The sequence below is a fragment of the Aeromonas sp. R6-2 genome (assembly GCF_040908155.1).
GTDB classification, from domain to species: Bacteria; Pseudomonadota; Gammaproteobacteria; order Enterobacterales; family Aeromonadaceae; genus Aeromonas; species Aeromonas schubertii.
Map to the genome: position 1 here is coordinate 64,031 of NZ_JBFODE010000029.1, position 17,253 is coordinate 81,283.

The 17,253-nt window shown below is 61.1% G+C and carries 17 protein-coding genes; 6 read left to right on the plus strand and 11 right to left on the minus strand.

Annotation, left to right across the window (positions count from 1 at the left end):
- Window positions 1–51 precede the first annotated feature (51 nt).
- Entirely contained in the window at window positions 52–645 is a 594-nt protein-coding gene (ribA, locus tag AB5Y48_RS05050) for a GTP cyclohydrolase II (protein ID WP_050665889.1), read from the plus strand.
- A gap of 50 nt (window positions 646–695) precedes the next feature.
- Here ribA and AB5Y48_RS05055 read toward each other — a convergent pair whose 3' ends face one another.
- The gene (locus tag AB5Y48_RS05055; protein ID WP_368163906.1) at window positions 696–1,574 is read right to left on the minus strand and encodes a LysR family transcriptional regulator; all 879 of its coding nucleotides are present in this window, start codon (window positions 1,572–1,574) and stop codon (window positions 696–698) included.
- Between the two features lie 92 nt (window positions 1,575–1,666).
- On the opposite strand from AB5Y48_RS05055, the gene AB5Y48_RS05060 reads away from it, so the two are divergent.
- Window positions 1,667–2,881 carry an MFS transporter gene (locus tag AB5Y48_RS05060; protein WP_050665887.1) on the plus strand — a complete coding sequence of 405 codons (1,215 nt, stop codon included), beginning with the start codon at window positions 1,667–1,669 and terminating at the stop codon, window positions 2,879–2,881.
- On the opposite strand, the gene AB5Y48_RS05065 is transcribed toward AB5Y48_RS05060, so the two are convergent.
- The 5 genes from AB5Y48_RS05065 to AB5Y48_RS05085 form a co-directional block, all read right to left on the minus strand.
- On the minus strand, window positions 2,869–3,405 hold the full coding sequence (locus AB5Y48_RS05065) for a VOC family protein (protein ID WP_060585548.1): 537 nt from the start codon (window positions 3,403–3,405) through the stop codon (window positions 2,869–2,871). The genes AB5Y48_RS05060 and AB5Y48_RS05065 overlap by 13 nt on opposite strands.
- A gap of 3 nt (window positions 3,406–3,408) precedes the next feature.
- Complete coding sequence (locus tag AB5Y48_RS05070) at window positions 3,409–4,173, minus strand: DNA repair protein (protein ID WP_136613783.1); 765 nt, start codon at window positions 4,171–4,173, stop codon at window positions 3,409–3,411.
- 130 nt (window positions 4,174–4,303) lie between these two features.
- Window positions 4,304–5,029 carry an oxygen-insensitive NADPH nitroreductase gene (nfsA, locus tag AB5Y48_RS05075; RefSeq protein ID WP_368163908.1) on the minus strand — a complete coding sequence of 242 codons (726 nt, stop codon included), beginning with the start codon at window positions 5,027–5,029 and terminating at the stop codon, window positions 4,304–4,306.
- A gap of 73 nt (window positions 5,030–5,102) precedes the next feature.
- On the minus strand, window positions 5,103–6,665 hold the full coding sequence (locus tag AB5Y48_RS05080) for an AbgT family transporter (protein ID WP_224163264.1): 1,563 nt from the start codon (window positions 6,663–6,665) through the stop codon (window positions 5,103–5,105).
- A 138-nt stretch (window positions 6,666–6,803) separates the two neighbouring features.
- Complete coding sequence (locus tag AB5Y48_RS05085; RefSeq protein ID WP_050666003.1) at window positions 6,804–8,753, minus strand: bifunctional diguanylate cyclase/phosphodiesterase; 1,950 nt, start codon at window positions 8,751–8,753, stop codon at window positions 6,804–6,806.
- Window positions 8,754–8,973: 220 nt separating this feature from the next.
- Here AB5Y48_RS05085 and AB5Y48_RS05090 point away from each other — a divergent pair, with 220 nt between their 5' ends.
- The 4 genes from AB5Y48_RS05090 to AB5Y48_RS05105 all read left to right on the plus strand — a co-directional run bounded on the left by AB5Y48_RS05090 (window position 8,974) and on the right by AB5Y48_RS05105 (window position 12,078).
- Window positions 8,974–9,579 carry a DUF2982 domain-containing protein gene (locus AB5Y48_RS05090; RefSeq protein WP_224163288.1) on the plus strand — a complete coding sequence of 202 codons (606 nt, stop codon included), beginning with the start codon at window positions 8,974–8,976 and terminating at the stop codon, window positions 9,577–9,579.
- A 75-nt stretch (window positions 9,580–9,654) separates the two neighbouring features.
- On the plus strand, window positions 9,655–10,548 hold the full coding sequence (locus AB5Y48_RS05095) for a LysR family transcriptional regulator (RefSeq protein ID WP_060585542.1): 894 nt from the start codon (window positions 9,655–9,657) through the stop codon (window positions 10,546–10,548).
- Window positions 10,549–10,618: 70 nt separating this feature from the next.
- Entirely contained in the window at window positions 10,619–11,647 is a 1,029-nt protein-coding gene (locus tag AB5Y48_RS05100; protein WP_368163910.1) for a response regulator, read from the plus strand.
- An 8-nt stretch (window positions 11,648–11,655) separates the two neighbouring features.
- The gene (locus tag AB5Y48_RS05105) at window positions 11,656–12,078 is read left to right on the plus strand and encodes a PAS domain-containing protein (RefSeq protein ID WP_050665879.1); all 423 of its coding nucleotides are present in this window, start codon (window positions 11,656–11,658) and stop codon (window positions 12,076–12,078) included.
- A 34-nt stretch (window positions 12,079–12,112) separates the two neighbouring features.
- Here the strand turns inward: AB5Y48_RS05105 and ltaE are convergent, their stop codons facing one another.
- From ltaE to hppD, 5 genes are all read right to left on the minus strand, one after another.
- Window positions 12,113–13,126 carry a low-specificity L-threonine aldolase gene (gene ltaE, locus AB5Y48_RS05110; RefSeq protein ID WP_050665878.1) on the minus strand — a complete coding sequence of 338 codons (1,014 nt, stop codon included), beginning with the start codon at window positions 13,124–13,126 and terminating at the stop codon, window positions 12,113–12,115.
- Window positions 13,127–13,248: 122 nt separating this feature from the next.
- Complete coding sequence (maiA, locus tag AB5Y48_RS05115) at window positions 13,249–13,884, minus strand: maleylacetoacetate isomerase (protein ID WP_050665877.1); 636 nt, start codon at window positions 13,882–13,884, stop codon at window positions 13,249–13,251.
- Between the two features lie 31 nt (window positions 13,885–13,915).
- Complete coding sequence (locus tag AB5Y48_RS05120; protein ID WP_050665876.1) at window positions 13,916–14,905, minus strand: fumarylacetoacetate hydrolase family protein; 990 nt, start codon at window positions 14,903–14,905, stop codon at window positions 13,916–13,918.
- Window positions 14,906–16,051: a homogentisate 1,2-dioxygenase gene (locus AB5Y48_RS05125; RefSeq protein WP_050665875.1), complete on the minus strand. Its 1,146-nt coding sequence runs from the start codon at window positions 16,049–16,051 to the stop codon at window positions 14,906–14,908.
- Window positions 16,044–17,117 carry a 4-hydroxyphenylpyruvate dioxygenase gene (gene hppD, locus AB5Y48_RS05130; protein WP_050665874.1) on the minus strand — a complete coding sequence of 358 codons (1,074 nt, stop codon included), beginning with the start codon at window positions 17,115–17,117 and terminating at the stop codon, window positions 16,044–16,046. The genes AB5Y48_RS05125 and hppD overlap by 8 nt, the downstream gene beginning before the upstream one ends.
- Between the last annotated feature and the right edge of the window lie 136 nt (window positions 17,118–17,253).

Here is a 17,253-nt window from a genome sequence, read left to right on the forward strand (position 1 = left end):
CACGTTACACTGTGCCCCCTCTTAGGTCTCGATTGTTGTAAAGGAGTCCCCGTGAGCAGCGTCACCCTGATCGCTCAATCCAAACTTCCCACCCCCTGGGGTATCTTCACCATGGTTGGATTCCAGGAGGCGGGTACCGATAAAGATCACGTCGCCCTGGTGATGGGGGACATCACCACCGACAGCCCGGTGCTGGGACGGATCCACTCGGAGTGTCTCACCGGCGACGCGCTCTTCAGCCTGCGCTGTGACTGTGGCTTCCAGCTTCAGGCGGCCTTGCAAAATATCGCCAAAGAGGGGCGCGGCGTACTGCTTTACGTGCGCCAGGAGGGGCGAGGCATCGGTCTGCTCAACAAGATCCGGGCCTATCATCTGCAAGATCAGGGTGCCGATACGGTCGAGGCGAATGTGGCACTCGGTTTTGCCGCCGATCAGCGCGACTATCGTATCTGCGCCGACATGCTCGAGCAGCTTGGCGTTCACGCCCTGCGTCTGATGACCAACAACCCGCGCAAGGTGAAGGCGATGGAGTCCTTCGGCATCAAGGTTGCCGAGCGGGTGCCCCTGCAAGAGGGTCGCAATCCCTACAACGAGTTCTACCTCTCGACCAAGGCAAACAAGCTCGATCACATGCTGAAAAAGTGAGGCGATCACACCCCATTTGGCGAGGCCCTGCGGGGCCTCGTTACGTGTTGTCAGGCCAGCTCACACTGCTCCAGCAGGAAGTCACGCAAGGCGCGATTGGCCCTCGACAGGGTTTCATCGCGGTGCCAGGCCACACACAGATCCAGATAGATGGGGGGGGTGAACGGGACGGCGAAGAGATCATCATCCTCCTCGATGGCCATTCTCAGTAAGGTGCTCACCGCAAACCCCTGTCTCACCACCGCCTTGTGCAAGGGGATCAGGTTACTCTCAAAGGCAATCCTCGGGATCACGCCCGCCTCTGTGGCGAGACTCTCCATGTGCTCCCTGTGATAGAAGCCCTGGCGAAAGAGGGCCAACTCCTCTTCGAAGAAGGTGCCGAGGGTAATGCCCGACTTGCCACGCCAGGGATGCTCTTCCCCCACCACGGCGACCATCTCCTCACGCACCAGGCGGGCCCCCATCAGCTCGCCGGGCAGGTCTGAGGCGATCAGGATCGCCAGGTCCAGCTCTCCGGTCGCCATGCGCGACAACAGCTCCCGGGTCCCCGCCTCATCCACCTCGATGCGCAGGCCAGGATAGCGGTGCTTGAACGCCATCAGGATCGGCGGGAAGAAGTAGGAGCCCATCATAAAGGGGATCCCGATACGCACCTCACCCCGCACCAGACTCTTGAGCTCCTCCATCTCCCGCTCGGCGCGCTCCGCCTGCTGGAGCAATCGCCTGGCATGAGCCAGCAGCACCTCCCCCTCCGGGGTGATGCGAATCCGTCGCTCCTGGCGTTCGAACAGCTTGAGCTCGAGGCGCTGCTCCAGCCGGGCGATGGCCATGCTGATGGCCGATTGCGCCACATGGTGGCGCCGGGCAGCCGCCGTGAAGGAGCCGGTGTCGGCTACGGCGACCAGATAGGTGAGCTGTTTCAGATCCATCCATCACATCCAGTGATGATTAACATCATTTAAATATATTATTTTTATAACCACGTGCCCACTACCCTGTGCTCATCGACAGGAGGCATCCCATGATCGACCAAGGAACTCTGCACTGGTGGCGCGCCACCCTGGCTCTGGGGCTGGGATCGTTTCTGGTGTTTCTCAATCTCTATCAAGCCCACCCCCTGCTTCCGCTGCTGGCCGCCCAGTTTGCGATTCCTCCCCTTGAGGCCGGCGCGGCCCTCTCGGCCACAACAGCCGGACTGGCACTGGGTCTGCTACCCATGGCGCGCATCGCCGATCGTCACGGCCGGCGCATCGTGATGCTGGGATCACTGCTGGGGGCCATCCTCCTCTCGCTATGGCTGTCTCAGATCACTCACTTCACCGGCCTGTTGTTGCTGCGATTCCTGCAAGGGGTTCTGCTGGCGGGATTGCCGGCCACGGCGGTGGCCTATATGGGGGAGGAGTTCAGTAAACGGGCACTGATCAGCGCGGTGGGGATCTACATCGCCGCCAACTCTCTGGGTGGCATAGCCGGACGAGTGGTGGCAGGCATGCTGGCCGGCGCACTGGGAGGCTGGCACCAGGCTTTTCTCGGGATCGGCCTCATCAGCCTGCTGCTGCTGCCGCTGGTCTGCTGGCTGTTGCCTCCCCAACAGGGTTTTCGCCCCGCCATGGCGCAACCGGGAGAGCTGGTCATGGCCCTTCGCCAACATCTGGGCTCGCCGCTACTGGTAGGGGCCTATCTCATCGGCGGCCTCAACTTCATGGTCTTTCTCAACCAATACAGCTACCTCACCTTTCTGCTGAGTCAGCCCCCCTTCTCTGTACCCACCCAGTGGCTTGGTTTGCTCTTTCTCACCTATCTGAGCGGTACCCTGGCCTCGTCCCTCAGCGGACGCATCAACCGTTATCTGGGCACGGCGCACACCATGGCCGGCGGCATCATCATCATGATAAGTGGCGCTCTACTCCTGCTATTGGGCTCTCTGGCGGGGATCCTGGGGGGGCTGCTGGTGGCCAGCTTCGGCTTCTTCCTGACCCATGCCAGCGCCAGCAGCTGGGTGGGACAACATGTGAGGGAGCACCGCGCCATCGCCTCCTCTCTCTATCTCATCGCCTACTACCTGGGAGCCAGCCTGGGGGGCCTTTACCTGCACCCCTTCTGGGAGTGGGCCGGCCTCACGGGCATGGTCATCGGCATGGTGATGGTATTGCTACTCACCCTGGGGATTAGCCTCTCTCTGGGCCGGCACTCGGTCAGTGAGGCTACCCGTTACAAGCAGACTCAGCCCCAGTAGTCCCCGGGAACCTGGCACACCTCTCCCCGACTGACCTCCTCGGCGATCACCGCCTCCAGGGTACGCAGGTGAAACTTTACCTGCCCTCCTCCCAGGGTCAGGGCGATATCGGGATTGCGCAGGTCATGCTGGTTGTCGGTACGAAATACACAATGGGGATGGGCGGCCATGAACGCTTCGAGAGAGGGGATCACCATCTCGATGTGTTCGAGCCCCGCCTGGTGGGAGCGCCCCGGTTTGGGCGCCGCCAATTCGATACAGGGTACACTCACCACCCCGCTCACAACCGGCTGATGATAGCGATAGGTGGCGATGGGCCTGCCCCCGATCATTCCCTCAACCAGTAGCTCACCCGCCTGCTCGAGCAGGGCTCTCAGGCGCAGGTACTCCTGGTTGTCGGCGGCTCGATAGCAGAGGTGATCGACCGGATACCCTGTCTCCACTCCCAGCTCGGCAAGTTGTGAAAGCAGCAGAGAAACGAAGGGGCCTTGCGGCCCCAGAATGGAATCGAGCGGATGAGACATGAGTTACCACTTTTTCTTGGGTTGAAACAGGACATCGAGCTCATCGGCCTCCTTGTCCTTGATATTTTGCAGCTCTTTTTGGCTCTCGCTCTGCAGCATGCTGTCGAGATCCTGGATCGCCTGGCGCATATCCTCTTCCCGGGCAATCAGGTAGGCATCCTTGTCGGCGACATTTCCCAGCACCGTCAGCCCCTTGAGCAACATCTGACGGCAAGAGCCAAACTGACCGCTCGACTGGGCCTCACGTGCTCTCTGGGTCAGGTTGGCGATATTGACCTTGAGCTGCATCAGCTCGAGACGGCGATCCTCTTGGGCAAATCCTTGGGGGTCTATCTTCCCCTTGTTGTGTTCCACCCTCAACACCGCCCTCATCTTCTTGACCGTCTGCAACATCTGGATCGCTTGTCGGTCTGAGTCGGGGGCGCGAAATGCCTCATCCGGGGTGCGGTAGTTCTCTTGCACGTTGTTGATCTGATTCTGGGTATCGGCGATCCGCTGCTTTATCTGGGCATGGCCGGGAGAGACCTGTGCGATGGCGCGATAGGCATCCAGAATGCGGTGCTGCAGGATCAGCACCAGCGCCTTGGAGAAGGGCAGCAGATTGACATTGAGCAGAACCGCCTCGGTCTCGTCGGCGATAGCCTTGTGACGGGCGATGGTGGCACGCTTGTCGGACTCGACCTTCTGTTTGTACTGCTGTACCACGTTATAGGCGATCACCAGAAACAGCAGCGCGCCTATCGACAGCAGTACCAAGGTTAAAATCATGACGTTCCTCGTTCAGCCCTTGTCCTAATCATTTGATCCTACAACATGAAGTCTGCTTTCGGTAGCCCGGTCTGACCCAGGGGGAGAGAAGACCCTTATCTCCATCGGCTCCAACCTCCCTCTTCTTGAGTCACTTGAGCAAAAAACCCTGCTTTTGCAAACTCGCCAGCATAAAGGGGCGTGACTCCTTGCCCAGGATGCGGCGGATCTGGCCGCTCCAGCCCTGATGCTTCTGGTTGCTGCTTCGATGTTGATAATAGGCGAGCATCTGCGCATCGTATCGGGTCAGCAACGCCTCGTCGAGCCGCTCGGGATAGCGGTTCTCATAGACCACCAGATCCCGGGGCAGTCGCGGTTTACGCTCGGGTGTCTGGGCCGGATGACCCAGACAGAGACCAAACAGGGGAAAGACGTCCTGGGGCAGGGCCAACGCCTCGACCACCTGGTCGGGGTGATTGCGAAGCCCACCGATATAGACTCCACCCAGCCCCATGGACTGAGCCGCCAGCAGTGCATTCTGGGCCATGATGGCCCCATCGATGGCCCCGATCAGCAACTGCTCCGTGAAACCGGTCATGGCATCGGGGGCCACGACCCTGTGGCGATGGTAATCGACACAGAAGACCAAAAACTCGGCCGCCTCGGCCACATAGGGCTGCTCGCCGGCCAACACTGCCAGGTGGGCACGCAGAGCGGGGTCCGTGACTCGCAAGATAGTGGTGACCTGCAGAAAGCTCGAGCTTGAGGCGCTCTGGGCCGCGGCCAGGATAGCGTCGAGCTGGACCTGTGGCACCCTCTCGGAGGTGAATTTGCGAATGGATCTATGGTTGAGGATGAGATCGACGACGGGATTCATGGATGCCTCCAGACAGTTTCATGCCACTCTACCCCAAAGAAACGGGGAGGCCCAAGCCTCCCCGTCTTTCCCCTTAAGGGGCGGGATAGGTGTAGGGCGCCTGTAATCCCAATGGGAACCCCAGAGCCCAATAGGTCAGCAGGAACAGGGTCCAGCTCACCAGGAAGGCGATGGAATAGGGCAGCATCATGGAGACCAGGGTGCCGATCCCGGTGCTCTTCACATAACGCTGGCAGTAGACCACCACCAGGGGGAAGAAGACCATCAGGGGAGTAATGATATTGGTGGAGGAGTCACCCACCCGATAGGCCGCCTGGGTCAACTCGGGGGAGATGCCTACCGCCATCAACATAGGGACCAGGATCGGGCTGATGAGTGCCCACTTGGCCGACGCCGAGCCCACCACCAGGTTGACGCAGGCGGTCAGCAGGATCATGCCGACTATGGTCACCTGTCCGGGCAGCGCCATGGCCTGCAACACCTCGGCACCGGCCAGCGCCAGCAAGGTCCCCAGGTTGGAGTCACCGAAGGCCTTGATGAAGAGTGCACAGAAGAAGGCCATCACCATGTAGGAGCCCATCTTGTTCATGGTGGCCGACATGGCATCGATCACGTCCTTGCTCTGCTTGAAGGTGCCGGCAGCAAAGCCATAGACGATACCGGGCAGGATAAAGAGCAGGAAGATGAGGGGGACGATGGACTTCATCACGGGGGCGGCGAAGGTGGTCAGAGAGCCATCTGCCGCTCGCAGGGGCGAGTCGGCCGGCCAAAGGGCCGCCGCCAGGGCCAGCAGGCCGATCAACATGGCCAGACCGGCACGGTTAAAGGCGCGGCTCTCCTGCTCACTAAAGCGTCCCATGTCGGCACCGCTCTCGAGATCCTCATCGAGCTTCACCGCTTGCAGACGCGGCTCGACGATCCGCTCGGTGACGTACCATCCGACCAGGATGATCAACAGGGAGGAGGCGCCGGTGAAGATGATGTTACAGAGGGTGTTGACCATGTAGTTGGGGTCGAGCAACTGTGCCGAGGTCTGGGTAAAGCCCTGCAGCAACGCATCCCCACCCGAGGGGAGGAAGTTGGCCGCAAAACCACCGGAGACGCCGGCAAAAGCCGCCGCAATCCCGGCCAGAGGGTGACGCCCGGCCGCATGGAAGATGATGCCGCCGATGGGGATCACCAGTACATAGCCCGCATCCGCCGCCGTGTGGCTGACGATGGCGACCAGGATCAGCATGGGGGTCAGCAGACGTGCCGGGGTCACACGAAGCAGCTTCTTGAGCCCGGTATCGATAAAGCCCGATTGCTCGGCGACACCGACGCCCAGCATGGCGACCAGCACGATACCGAGGGGGGCAAAACCGGTGAAGGTCGTCACCATGTTGGCCAGGAAATCGGCCAGGGCCGACCCGGTCAACAGATTGTTGACCACCACGGCCTCACCGGTACGCGGATTGACCAGATCAAAGTGAAATTGGGAGAGGATCGCAGATGCGACCCAGACCAGTGCCAATGCGTAGAGAAACAGCATGGCCGGGTCTGGCAGCTTGTTACCGGCTCGCTCAATGCCATTGAGAAAACGGTTCAGCCACCCCTTGGGGGAGGATGAGGGAGAACTAACCTCGATGTGTTGCATCGATCCTTACTCCATGACGGTGTGATACTAATAAAGGAGTAAGTAGCCTACCAATTTTAATCACAGATGAGTAATGATAATGAACAAAACAAGGTGACATTCCGACACAAAAAACCAGTATTGTGACAAAAAGCAGACTTAATGTTCGATACAAGACTCAATTGTGAAGCAACCTGTCTCGCTCTCTATCACAAAGCCCCTCGCCTCCAGCTCGGCCGCCGTCAGCGGATGGCTGATGAGGTAACCCTGAATACGGTGGCACCCCTGAGCCTTGAGGGCCACCAGCTCCTCGTCGGTCTCTACCCCCTCCGCGATGATGTCCAATCCCAAGCCCGCCGCCATGGCGACCGTGGCCCGGATCACGGGTAAGTTGAGTCCTACCACGAAGGAGCGATCCAGCTTGATCTCGTTGATGGGGAGGCAATTGAGATAGGCCAGCGAAGAGTAACCGGTCCCGAAATCATCGATGGAGATGTTGATACCCAGCTCGCCCAGCGCTTCGAATACCTTGCGACTCCCCTCCATGTCCACCATCAACACGGTTTCAGTCAGCTCCAGAGTCAACAAATGGGGAGAGACGGCGTGACGCGCCAGCTCGGCCGCAACCCAGGCCGGCAGCTCGGACGAGATCTGCATACCCGAGAGGTTGACAGCGAGGGGCACGGCGAGACCGAAACGCTCACGCCAACTGGCCATCTGGGTCAGGGCCGAGCTCAGCACCCACTCACCCAGCTCCCGGATCAACCCCATCTCCTCGGCCAGGGGGATAAACTCGGCCGGCGAGACCTGACCCAGAATGGGGCTGTGCCAACGTAACAACACCTCACAGCCGATCACCCGTGCGGCGATCAAGTCGACCTTGGGCTGAAAGACCAGGGAGAGCTCTCCGCGTCCCGCGGCCTTGGCCAAAAACTGTTTGACGGTCAGCTTGCGGTGCAGGGCGTGCTGCAGATTGGGCGTAAAACGCTGCCAGGTGAAACGACCGAGATGCTTGGCCTGGTACATGGCCATATCGGCACGGGTGATGAGGTTGTCTCCGTCATCCGCATCATCGGGATAGAGCGCGATGCCGATGCTCCCGCCAATCGTGACCTCGGGTAGTCCATTGAGGGTAAAAGGCCTGGCCATCTGCTCCAGCATCAGGTCGGCAAAGCGGTGCGCCCGCTCGGTATCGCTCCCCAGCGGCACCAGTGCCGTGAACTCGTCTCCCCCGAGACGAGCCAGCTCGACATCGGAGGGGCAGATCTCCTTGAGGCGGCCGGCCACGCGCTCCAAAAGCCGATCTCCGGCACGGTGGCCGAAGTTGTCATTGACCAGCTTGAAGTTATCGAGATCCATAAACAGCAGGGCAAAGCGAGCCCCCATGCTGCAGTTGACCTCCAGTGACTTCATCAACCCGTAGCGATTGAGCAGACCTGTCATGTAGTCGTGGCGAGCGAGGTGGCGGTGCTCCAGCTCCTCGAGCTTGCGGGCAGTAATGTCACGCAGGGTGAGCAGGATCTGGGAGCGCTGCTGAACATAACGAAACTGGTACTGAAACCAGCGCATCCCCTTGAGGGTTCGCCCCTCCCCCTCGCACACCAGCTCCTCATGCAGGCGCAAGCGGCGGTAGAAGTGCTCGTCATCCCCCCCATAGACCTGGTTCAGTCTGCGGATCCGGGTACCGAAGCACTTCTGAAAATAGTGGTTACCGCTGATGAGATGCCCCCTGTCGTCAAACAGGCAGGCGAGGGTATCCCCCTGCACCATGGCGGCCTCATGGCTCAGGGTATCGGCATCGAGCACCGCCTCGCCAATCATCATCAGACGCTCGGCAATCTCGATACCGGAGAGGCGCAGATAGACCTTCTTGCTGATCCCCTTTGGGGAGATGCTCCACCACTCGCAGAAACTGCGACCACTCTGAAACTCCCGCAGATAACGCTGTAACAGGAGATCCACGGCGGGGGCCATATCACGGGAGAAGTCACGCTCTTGCAGCTCGGCCAGGGAGTCGGCCTCCCAGACCGAGAGTGCCGCCCGATTGGCCCAAAAAATATGGTGCTGCTGGATGTCATAGATCCAGATCGGCGTGTGCAGCAGGTCCAGCGTGGTCAAACTTCTTTCGTCAAACGGCATCATGGAAGTGTCATCTAGGTCGGCGCCAGCACAGCGGGATGGCTCCCTCGCCTGGCATACGGGGAGATCACGCATTAGTGTTTAGATATCTGGTAGAAAGAGGTCTGCCATGACGACACTACACATTTCCCCCCTGACGAAGCGAAACGGGATCTCTTTGACCCTGCTCGGTCTGCTCGTTACCAGCATTATGATTTTTATACTTTTTTTCCTCGAAGAACAACTTGTTGTGGCGGTTATCAGTCTGTTACTGACAGGAATTTGCTGCACATTTATCGGCCTTCTCAAACTCCTTGAGCCCAGAGTGAGCCTCTCCTTGTGTCACGATTGTCTGCAATATCACCACAAATGGGGCGGCTGGGTGCTCAAATGGAGAAATATTCAGCGTTTTGATCGCCCATCGGTCAGAAGAGGTCTTGCATGGCACCCTTTGCCATACATTGGCATACGCATTCGCAATTATGACGAATTTTTGACGTGGGTCACACCCAGGTTGGCCGTCCATCTGCTAACCGAGCAACGCGCCCTGCTCGTCACCCTGATCCATCAGGAGCAGGGCTGTAGCAATGGCACCTGCCAACCGCTGGCAGAGGAGCTGTTTGAAGAGAGCCATTATCGCTCGTCCAACGGGCGTCACTATCACGGAGTCGTGGCCATGTTTGCCAATCGCATGGCCCGCCTGCGCACCCTCACCGGCCTCGATCTGCTGCTCCCGGAAGGGAGTCTGGATCGGGAGCCGGATGCCTTTCTCAGGCTGCTGCGCGACTATCAGCGCACCCTTCCCCAGATCAATTAAGAGCCAGTTAATACTTGCCAAGGGGGGCATGAGCCCCTAGATTCAGCCGTTTGGTGCATTTGACAGTTGTTGCCCATGAAGCACATCGAAGAGTTTTATCTGTTCGTCAAAGTCATTCAGGAAGGGGGCTTCTCCCATGCCGCCGCCGCCCTGAATATTCCGACCGCCACCATCAGTCGTCGCATCAGCCAGCTGGAAGAGCAGTTGGGCACAGCGCTACTACACCGCTCGACACGCAAGTTGCGCCTGACTGAAGAGGGACAGCACTACTATCAGCGCCTGTGTGGCCCTTTGCAGCAACTGGAGCAGGCCACGGGCGAGATCCGTGGACACAAGCAGGAGCTGGGCGGCCTTATCAAGCTCGCCGCCCCTATCTCGGTCTCCAATACCCTGCTCATCGATCTGCTGGCCGAATTCAGTCGGGCCTACCCCCAGATCCGCTTCGAGCTGGAGCAGACCAACGATCACCAGCAGCTCTTCGATAACCAGTGGGACCTGGTGCTCTTTAGCGGTGACCTGCCCAAGCGGGTGGCCCATGCCCGCAGCCTCGGCAAAATCCAGTATGCCCTCTATGCCTCCCCTCTCTATCTGGAGCAACACGGCACCCCCAGCCATCCTCGGCAACTGGCCGAGCATGCGCTCATCTACTGCTGGCCCTACTCCACCTGGCAACTGCGTCATCTCGATGGCGAGGCGATAGACATCAACCAGCCGGGGCGGCTCTCGGTCAGCCAGTCTCAGGCGGCTGTGCTGGCCGCCTGTAATCATCTGGGTATCATCAACGCCCCGCGCCATTCGGCGCAGAGTCAGCTCAAGCGTGGTCAACTGGTCCCTGTGTTACCCGACTGGCGTGCCGGTGAGCGAGCCTTCCACCTGCTGGTGAACAATCCCGACTTCGCCCCGCTGCGTGTGCGTCTGCTGCAGGAGTTCATCCACAAGCAGGCCCTGCGCTACAACCAACCGGTCTGATTTGGGTTGCGCCCTGACGATGGCTGGTCACACTATATAACGAACCCCTCTCAGCCAATCAGGGATGACGATGAATGTATTGATTTGTGATGACTCGGGGTTTGCCCGCAAGCAAATGGCCCGGGCGCTTCCCCCGGACTGGCCGGTCACAGTTCACTTTGCCGAGCACGGTGTCGCCGGGGTAGAGCAGGCCTTGATGGGACACGGAGAGGTGATCTTCCTCGATCTCACCATGCCCGAGCTCGACGGTTACGGTGTGCTCGAGACCCTCAAACGCGAGGGGATCAAGTCCAAGGTGATCGTGGTCTCGGGGGATATTCAGCCCGAGGCGCACCAGAAAGTGATGAGTCTGGGGGCCATCGACTTCATCAAGAAGCCGGCCACCGCCGAGCAGATCGCGGCCCTGCTGCGCCACCACGGTCTGTGGCAGCCGGGAGGACAAGCTCCCGCGCCCATCCTGACCCGGCCGACCGAAAGCTCCGCCGAGAACACCGGCAGCGGCTTGCTGCTCGGCAGCGAGACCCGTGACGCCTATCAGGAGATCGCCAATGTGGCCATGGGACAGGCGGCCGACCTGCTGGCACGCCTGCTCGACGCCTTCGTGGTTTTGCCCATCCCCAACGTCAACGTGCTCGAGGTCTCCGAGCTGCACATGGCCCTCAATGCCGCCGCCGATCAGGACACCCTCTCCGCCGTCTGCCAGGGATTTATCGGTGCCGGGATCGCCGGTGAGGCACTGCTTCTGTTTCACGACTCCAGCTTCAACGATCTCGCCCGTCTGATGAAGATGGAGGGCCCGCTGGATCGCAGCGCCGAACTGGAGCTGCTGATGGACACCGCCAACGTGCTGATCGGCGCCTTCTTGCGCGGCTATGCCGAGCAGCTCGATACCCCCTTCAGCCAGGGGCACCCCGTCATACTGGGGCAACACAGACCGATCAAGGAGCTCATCCACACCAACCAGAGCCGTTGGCGTCGCACCCTGGCCATCGAGATCAACTATCGGGTAGAGGGGTATGCGGTCCAGTGTGACCTGCTGCTGCTCTTCACCGAGGATTCGATCACCACCATGAACAACAAGATCATGCACATGCTGTAGGAGTGCCCATGGATATCAGGGAATTTCACTGGTTGATGAACATAGTCCAGAATCTGGACGTGGGGCTGGTGGTGCTGGACCGCGACTTCAAGATCCAGGTGTGGAACGGCTTTATGGAGAGCCACAGCGGCCGCTTTACCCATGAGGTGCGCGACGGCAACCTGTTCGATCTCTTCCCCGAGGTGGATAGAAAATGGCTCGAGCGCAAGGCCAACATGGTCTTCAAGCTCAACAACCGCGCCTTCAGTACCTGGGAGCAAAAGCCCTACCTGCTGCGCTTCTCCAACTACCGACCCATCACAGGGGCCGCGCCGCACATGTACCAGAACCTGACCCTGGTGCCTCTGGCCGACTTCGGCGGCCAGGTGAGCCACATCGCCATCATGATCTACGACGTCACCGACGAGGCCATGCTGGCCAGCCAGCAATAAGTGAGGGCGCCAACGGCGCCCTCATCCTTTTCCCTCAACGACTGCCCATCAGCTCGGCGAAGGCGTCGATCACCTCCTCCACATCGTCATCGCTGATCTGCAGATGGGTCACCAACCGCATCAGCCCATACCCCGAGCAGAGGATGCCACGCTCGCGCATGAAGGGGCCCACCTCGGCCAGCTCGCGCCCGTCCATATGCAAGAACAGCATATTGGTCTGGGCACTCTCCACCCGGATACCAGGAATGGCCGACAACCCTTCGGCCAAGCGTGCGGCGCGGCGGTGATCATCCGCCAGGCGCTCCACATGGTGTTCCAGGGCAAACAGTCCGGCCGCCGCCAGCACCCCGGCCTGGCGCATGCCGCCACCGACCATCTTGCGCAGGCGACGCGCCCGGGCGATCAGCGCCTGCGACCCCACCAGCACGGAGCCGACCGGAGCACCCAGCCCCTTGGAGAGGCAGATGGAGACTGAATCGAAGGGAGCGGCTATCTCGCGGGCCGAGCGGCCACAGGCGACGGCCGCATTGAACAGGCGAGCCCCGTCCAGATGCAGCGAGAGCCCCTGCCCTTTGGCCCAGGAGGTCACCTCGGCGAGATAGTCCGCCGACAGTACGCGACCGTTGTGGGTGTTCTCGAGGCACACCAGACGCGCCTGGGCGAAGTGGGCATCGTCGGGGGCCACCGCAGCCTGCAGGGCCTCCAGGGGCAGCTGACCGTCTGCCTGCATGGGGATAGCCTGCAGCACCACAGAGCCGAGCACGGCGCTGCCACCCGCCTCGTAGCGGTAGATATGGGCATGATGGCCGACCAGCGCCGCCTCGCCGCGCTGGCAGTGGCTCATGACGCCGAGCAGATTGGACATGGTGCCACTTGGCACGAACAGGGCTGCCTCTTTGCCGAGCAGCCCGGCCGCATAGGCTTCCAGCCGGTTGACGGTGGGATCCTCCCCGTAGACATCATCTCCCACCTGGGCGTGAAGCATCACCCGACGCATGTCGTCGGTGGGTTGGGTGACCGTATCACTTCGTAAATCGATAAAACGCATAGATCCCTCCTTGCTGGCGCAACGACGTTACAAAGAGAGGAGCACACTGGCAAGGGGCGAACGGTGGGAATGTGAGATAAAACAGCGGGGCCCAAGGCCCCGCTCCCGTGACAGACGGCTCGTTACTGGGCGTCCGGCTGCCGCTCGGGGGCGGCGTCGGCAAACGCCTGCAGGGCCATGCAGTTGTCATGGATCCGCTGGATATTGGGAAACACCGAGATATCCATGTTGTAGCGGCGGGCGTTGTAGATCTGGGGCACCAGCATGCAATCTGCCAGGGTCACCTCGTCACCCACACAGTAGATGCCGCTGCAGGCCGACAGCATCTGCTCCAGGGCCCGGAAGGTCTCGCGGATCCAGTGCAGGTACCAGGTCTCTTGCTGCTGTTGCCGCACGCCGAATTCGCTCTCCAGGTAGTTGAGCACGCGCAGGTTATTGAGAGGGTGCACATCACAGGCGATCATGCCGACGATCTGGCGCACCCGGGCCCGCTCCTGGGGAGACGAGGGGAGCAGAGGATAAGCCGGATAGGTCTCGTCCAGATATTCCATGATGGCCACCGACTGACCCAGCCCCCACTCCCCGTCCACCAGAAAGGGGACCAGCCCCTGGGGATTGAGACGGCGGTAGCTCTTCTCTCCCTGCTCACCGCTCCTCAGGTTTACCGGGATCTGTTCATAGACTATGCCCTTGAGTCCCAACACGATCCGCACCCGAAACGAGGCCGACGAGCGCCAATATCCATACAGCTTCAACATAAGATACCTCAATGTCACGGGCTACCCCGCCCTAGCGCGGCTCGTAAGGCCGCACCTCCTGCTCGATGCGTCCGAAGATCTCCCCACCGGACTCGTTTCGCATCGTGATGACCACTCTATCACCAAAGCGCAGGAAGGGCGTAGCGGGCGCACCCGAATCCATGATCTCGAGCATTCTCCGCTCGGCGATACACGACGCACCGGCGCTGCGATCGTAGTTGGAGACAGTCCCCGAGCCGATGATGGCGCCGGCTCCGAGCGGCCGGGTATGGGCCGCATGAGCCACCAGAGTGGAAAACCCGAAGGTCATGTCGACACCGGCATCAGGGGCGCCAAACAGGGCGTCGTTGAGCCAGGTCTCGAGCTTGAGGTGCACCTTGCCCCCCTGCCAGGCGTCCCCCAGCTCATCGGGCGTCACCGCCACCGGCGAGAAGGCGCTCGACGGCTTGGACTGGAAGAAGCCAAACCCCTTGGCGAGCTCTCCGGGAATGAGGTTTCTCAGGCTCACGTCGTTAACCAGCATCAACAGCTTGATGTGGCCGAGGGCCGCCGCCTCGCTCACCCCCATGGGCACATCGTCGGTAATGACCGCCACCTCGGACTCGAAGTCGATGCCCCAGGCCTCATCGGCCATCAGGATGGGATCGCGCGGGGCGATGAAGCTGTCGCTCCCCCCCTGGTACATCAGGGGATCGTGCCAGAAACTCTCGGGCATCTCGGCGCCGCGAGCCTTTCGCACCAGCTCCACATGGTTGACATAGGCGCTGCCGTCCGCCCACTGGTAGGCGCGCGGCAGGGGGGAGAGGCACTGGGCCTGGTCAAACGCAAAGGCATCGGCCACGGCATCGTCACACAGGGCGCGATAGACCTGCTCCAGACGCGGGGCCAGGGCGGCCCAGTCGTCGAGGGCCGCCTGCAGGGTGGGGGCGATCGCACCCACCCGGCAGGCACGGCGCAGATCCCGGCTCACCACCACCAGCTCCCCATCACGACGGCCATTCTTCAGTGTCGCCAGTTTCATTCATTGCTCCTTGCTCTGGCGCTGCCAGCTGTTGACGTATTCCCGGTTTTCTACCCGCTCGCACACCTCGCCCAGCATCAGGGCATCCCGGGTGTCGAGCATCACGGCCACCTCGTCGGTGAACTTCTTGGCATAGGCCTGGCCCGCGGCGAAGGCCTTGGGATGGGGGCCATGGGTGAAGCCGGCCGGGTGGAAGGTGAGCATGCCCTTCTCGATGTTGTCGCGGCTGAAGAAATCCCCCGCGTGGTAGAAGAGCACCTCATCGAAGTCATCGTTGTTGTGGTAGAAGGGCACCTTGAGGGCCCCCGGATCGCTCTCGATGGGGCGCGGCACGAAGGTGCAGACCACGAAGCGGCTCGCCACGAAGGTGGTGTGGGCCGACGGCGGCAGGTGATAACGGTGGCTCATCAGGGGACGGATGTCGCGCCAGTTGAGGCGCACCACGCAGAGATCCCCGTGCCAACCGATGGCGTCGAGCGGGTTGAAGGGCCAGGTGACCACCGAAACCTGGCTGTGGCGCTTTATTTGCAGCGACCAGGGCTCCTCGCTCTGCTGGGCGAGGAAGGCGTCGTCGATGGCCGGCACCCCGAGGGCGGCGGGGTCGAAGATGGCGTGGTTGCCCACCAGCCCCTTCTCCGGCAGCTGGAAGCTGTCGTTGGTCGCCTCGATCATCAGCACAAACAGGGGGGCGCTCGGCTCGAGACGCCACATGGTGCCGCGCGGGATCAGCAGGTAGTCCCCTTCCGAGAAGCTTAAGTGCCCATAGTCGCAAAAGAGCTCTCCCGCGCCTTCGTGGATGAAGAGCAGCTCATCCCCGTCGGCGTTACGCACCAGAAACGGCATGGGCTCGGCGAGGCGCCACACTCGCATCTTGCAGTGGGGGTTGCTGAGGATATCCGGCACCACCCAGGGAGAGAGGGCGCTGCTCTCTTCCTTGAGACCATTGAGGTCGAGCAGGCGCGGGCGCAGTGGCCCCTCCCAGCTCACCCAGTCGGTCGGGGCGTGGCGATGGTGGATGTGGGAGGCGGGCCCGAAGAAACCGCCGCGCCCCAGCTCCCGCTCGTAGATCCCCTCCTCGGGGAAGTCGGCGTGGGCCTGGCGCGAGCAGACCCCCTCACGGTGGGGGAAACTAATCCATTTACGCATCGCTCAATACCCCGCGGCGAATCTGGTCCAGCTCAATCGATTCAAACAGGGCCTTGAAGTTGCCCTCACCGAATCCCTCGTTACCCTTGCGCTGGATAATCTCGAAGAAGACCGGACCGATGACGGTGTCGGTGAAGATCTGCAACAGGATGCCATCCTTCTCGGGTGCCCCGTCGATGAGGATGCGCAGCTCACGCAAGGCATTCAGGGGCTCACCGTGGCCCGCCACCCGCTCGTCCACCTGCTCGTAGTAGGTCTCCGGGGTCGGCATAAAACCGGTGCCACGGCCGCGCAGGGTGCGAATGGTGTGGTAGATGTCGCGAGTGCCGAGGGCGATGTGCTGGATCCCCTCTCCCTTGTACTGACGCAGGTACTCCTCGATCTGGGACTTGTCGTCCGCCGACTCGTTGATGGGGATGCGGATCTTGCCGCACGGAGCCGTCATGGCGCGCGAATGCAGGCCCGTCAGCTTGCCCTCGATGTCGAAGTAGCGGATCTCGCGAAAGTTGCCGACTCGCTCGTAGAACTGGGCCCACAAGTCCATGTTGCCGCGATAGACGTTGTGGGTCAGGTGGTCGATCTCGGTCAGCCCCGCATCCACAGCGGCCATGCGCGCCTGCCAATCCGGGTAGAAGACAAAATCCACCTCGTAGATGGAGCCCTTCTCCCCGTAGCGATCCACAAAGGCCAGGGTGCTCTCGCCGATCCCGTAGATGGCCGGGATGTTGAGCTCCATCGGCCCTATCTTGCCAACAAACGGCTTGGCCCCCTGGGCCAGGGCATGGCGCTGGGCCTTGCCCGCATCGGCCACCCGAAACGCCATGCCGCACACGCTCGGTCCGTGCTGCTCGGCGAAGGCCTCGGCCTGGGAGTGGGGCTCGGCATTGATGACGAAGTTGATGTCGCCCTGGCGATAGAGCCAGCACTGCTTGTTGCGATGCTTGGCGACTTCGGCAAAGCCCAGAGAGGCAAACAGCTGCTTCAGGGCATCGATGCCGGCGGTCGAGGGGGCCGTGTATTCCACATACTCGAACCCGTCGGTTCCCAGGGGGTTGTACTCAGTCATGGGTGGCTCCTTGTCCCAATGTTAACGGTTTGTTTCATTAGACCGTCAACACAGGGAAAAGGAAGGGGAGAGCTCACCACTCTGGATGAGGCAAACTGCGACAGGATGTAAAGAAGATGTTACTTGCGGCAACGAA

Coding starts and splice junctions, on each gene's coding strand:
- hppD (WP_050665874.1), bottom strand. CDS start 17,117: ATGACTGAGTACAACCCCCTGGGAACCGACGGGTTCGAGTATGTGGAA.
- AB5Y48_RS05120 (WP_050665876.1), bottom strand. CDS start 14,905: ATGAAACTGGCGACACTGAAGAATGGCCGTCGTGATGGGGAGCTGGTG.
- AB5Y48_RS05080 (WP_224163264.1), bottom strand. CDS start 6,665: ATGCAACACATCGAGGTTAGTTCTCCCTCATCCTCCCCCAAGGGGTGG.
- AB5Y48_RS05095 (WP_060585542.1), top strand. CDS start 9,655: ATGAAGCACATCGAAGAGTTTTATCTGTTCGTCAAAGTCATTCAGGAA.
- AB5Y48_RS05055 (WP_368163906.1), bottom strand. CDS start 1,574: ATGGATCTGAAACAGCTCACCTATCTGGTCGCCGTAGCCGACACCGGC.
- AB5Y48_RS05070 (WP_136613783.1), bottom strand. CDS start 4,173: ATGATTTTAACCTTGGTACTGCTGTCGATAGGCGCGCTGCTGTTTCTG.
- ltaE (WP_050665878.1), bottom strand. CDS start 13,126: ATGCGTTTTATCGATTTACGAAGTGATACGGTCACCCAACCCACCGAC.
- AB5Y48_RS05065 (WP_060585548.1), bottom strand. CDS start 3,405: ATGTCTCATCCGCTCGATTCCATTCTGGGGCCGCAAGGCCCCTTCGTT.
- AB5Y48_RS05060 (WP_050665887.1), top strand. CDS start 1,667: ATGATCGACCAAGGAACTCTGCACTGGTGGCGCGCCACCCTGGCTCTG.
- AB5Y48_RS05090 (WP_224163288.1), top strand. CDS start 8,974: ATGATTTTTATACTTTTTTTCCTCGAAGAACAACTTGTTGTGGCGGTT.
- AB5Y48_RS05105 (WP_050665879.1), top strand. CDS start 11,656: ATGGATATCAGGGAATTTCACTGGTTGATGAACATAGTCCAGAATCTG.
- AB5Y48_RS05100 (WP_368163910.1), top strand. CDS start 10,619: ATGAATGTATTGATTTGTGATGACTCGGGGTTTGCCCGCAAGCAAATG.
- maiA (WP_050665877.1), bottom strand. CDS start 13,884: ATGTTGAAGCTGTATGGATATTGGCGCTCGTCGGCCTCGTTTCGGGTG.
- nfsA (WP_368163908.1), bottom strand. CDS start 5,029: ATGAATCCCGTCGTCGATCTCATCCTCAACCATAGATCCATTCGCAAA.
- AB5Y48_RS05125 (WP_050665875.1), bottom strand. CDS start 16,051: ATGCGTAAATGGATTAGTTTCCCCCACCGTGAGGGGGTCTGCTCGCGC.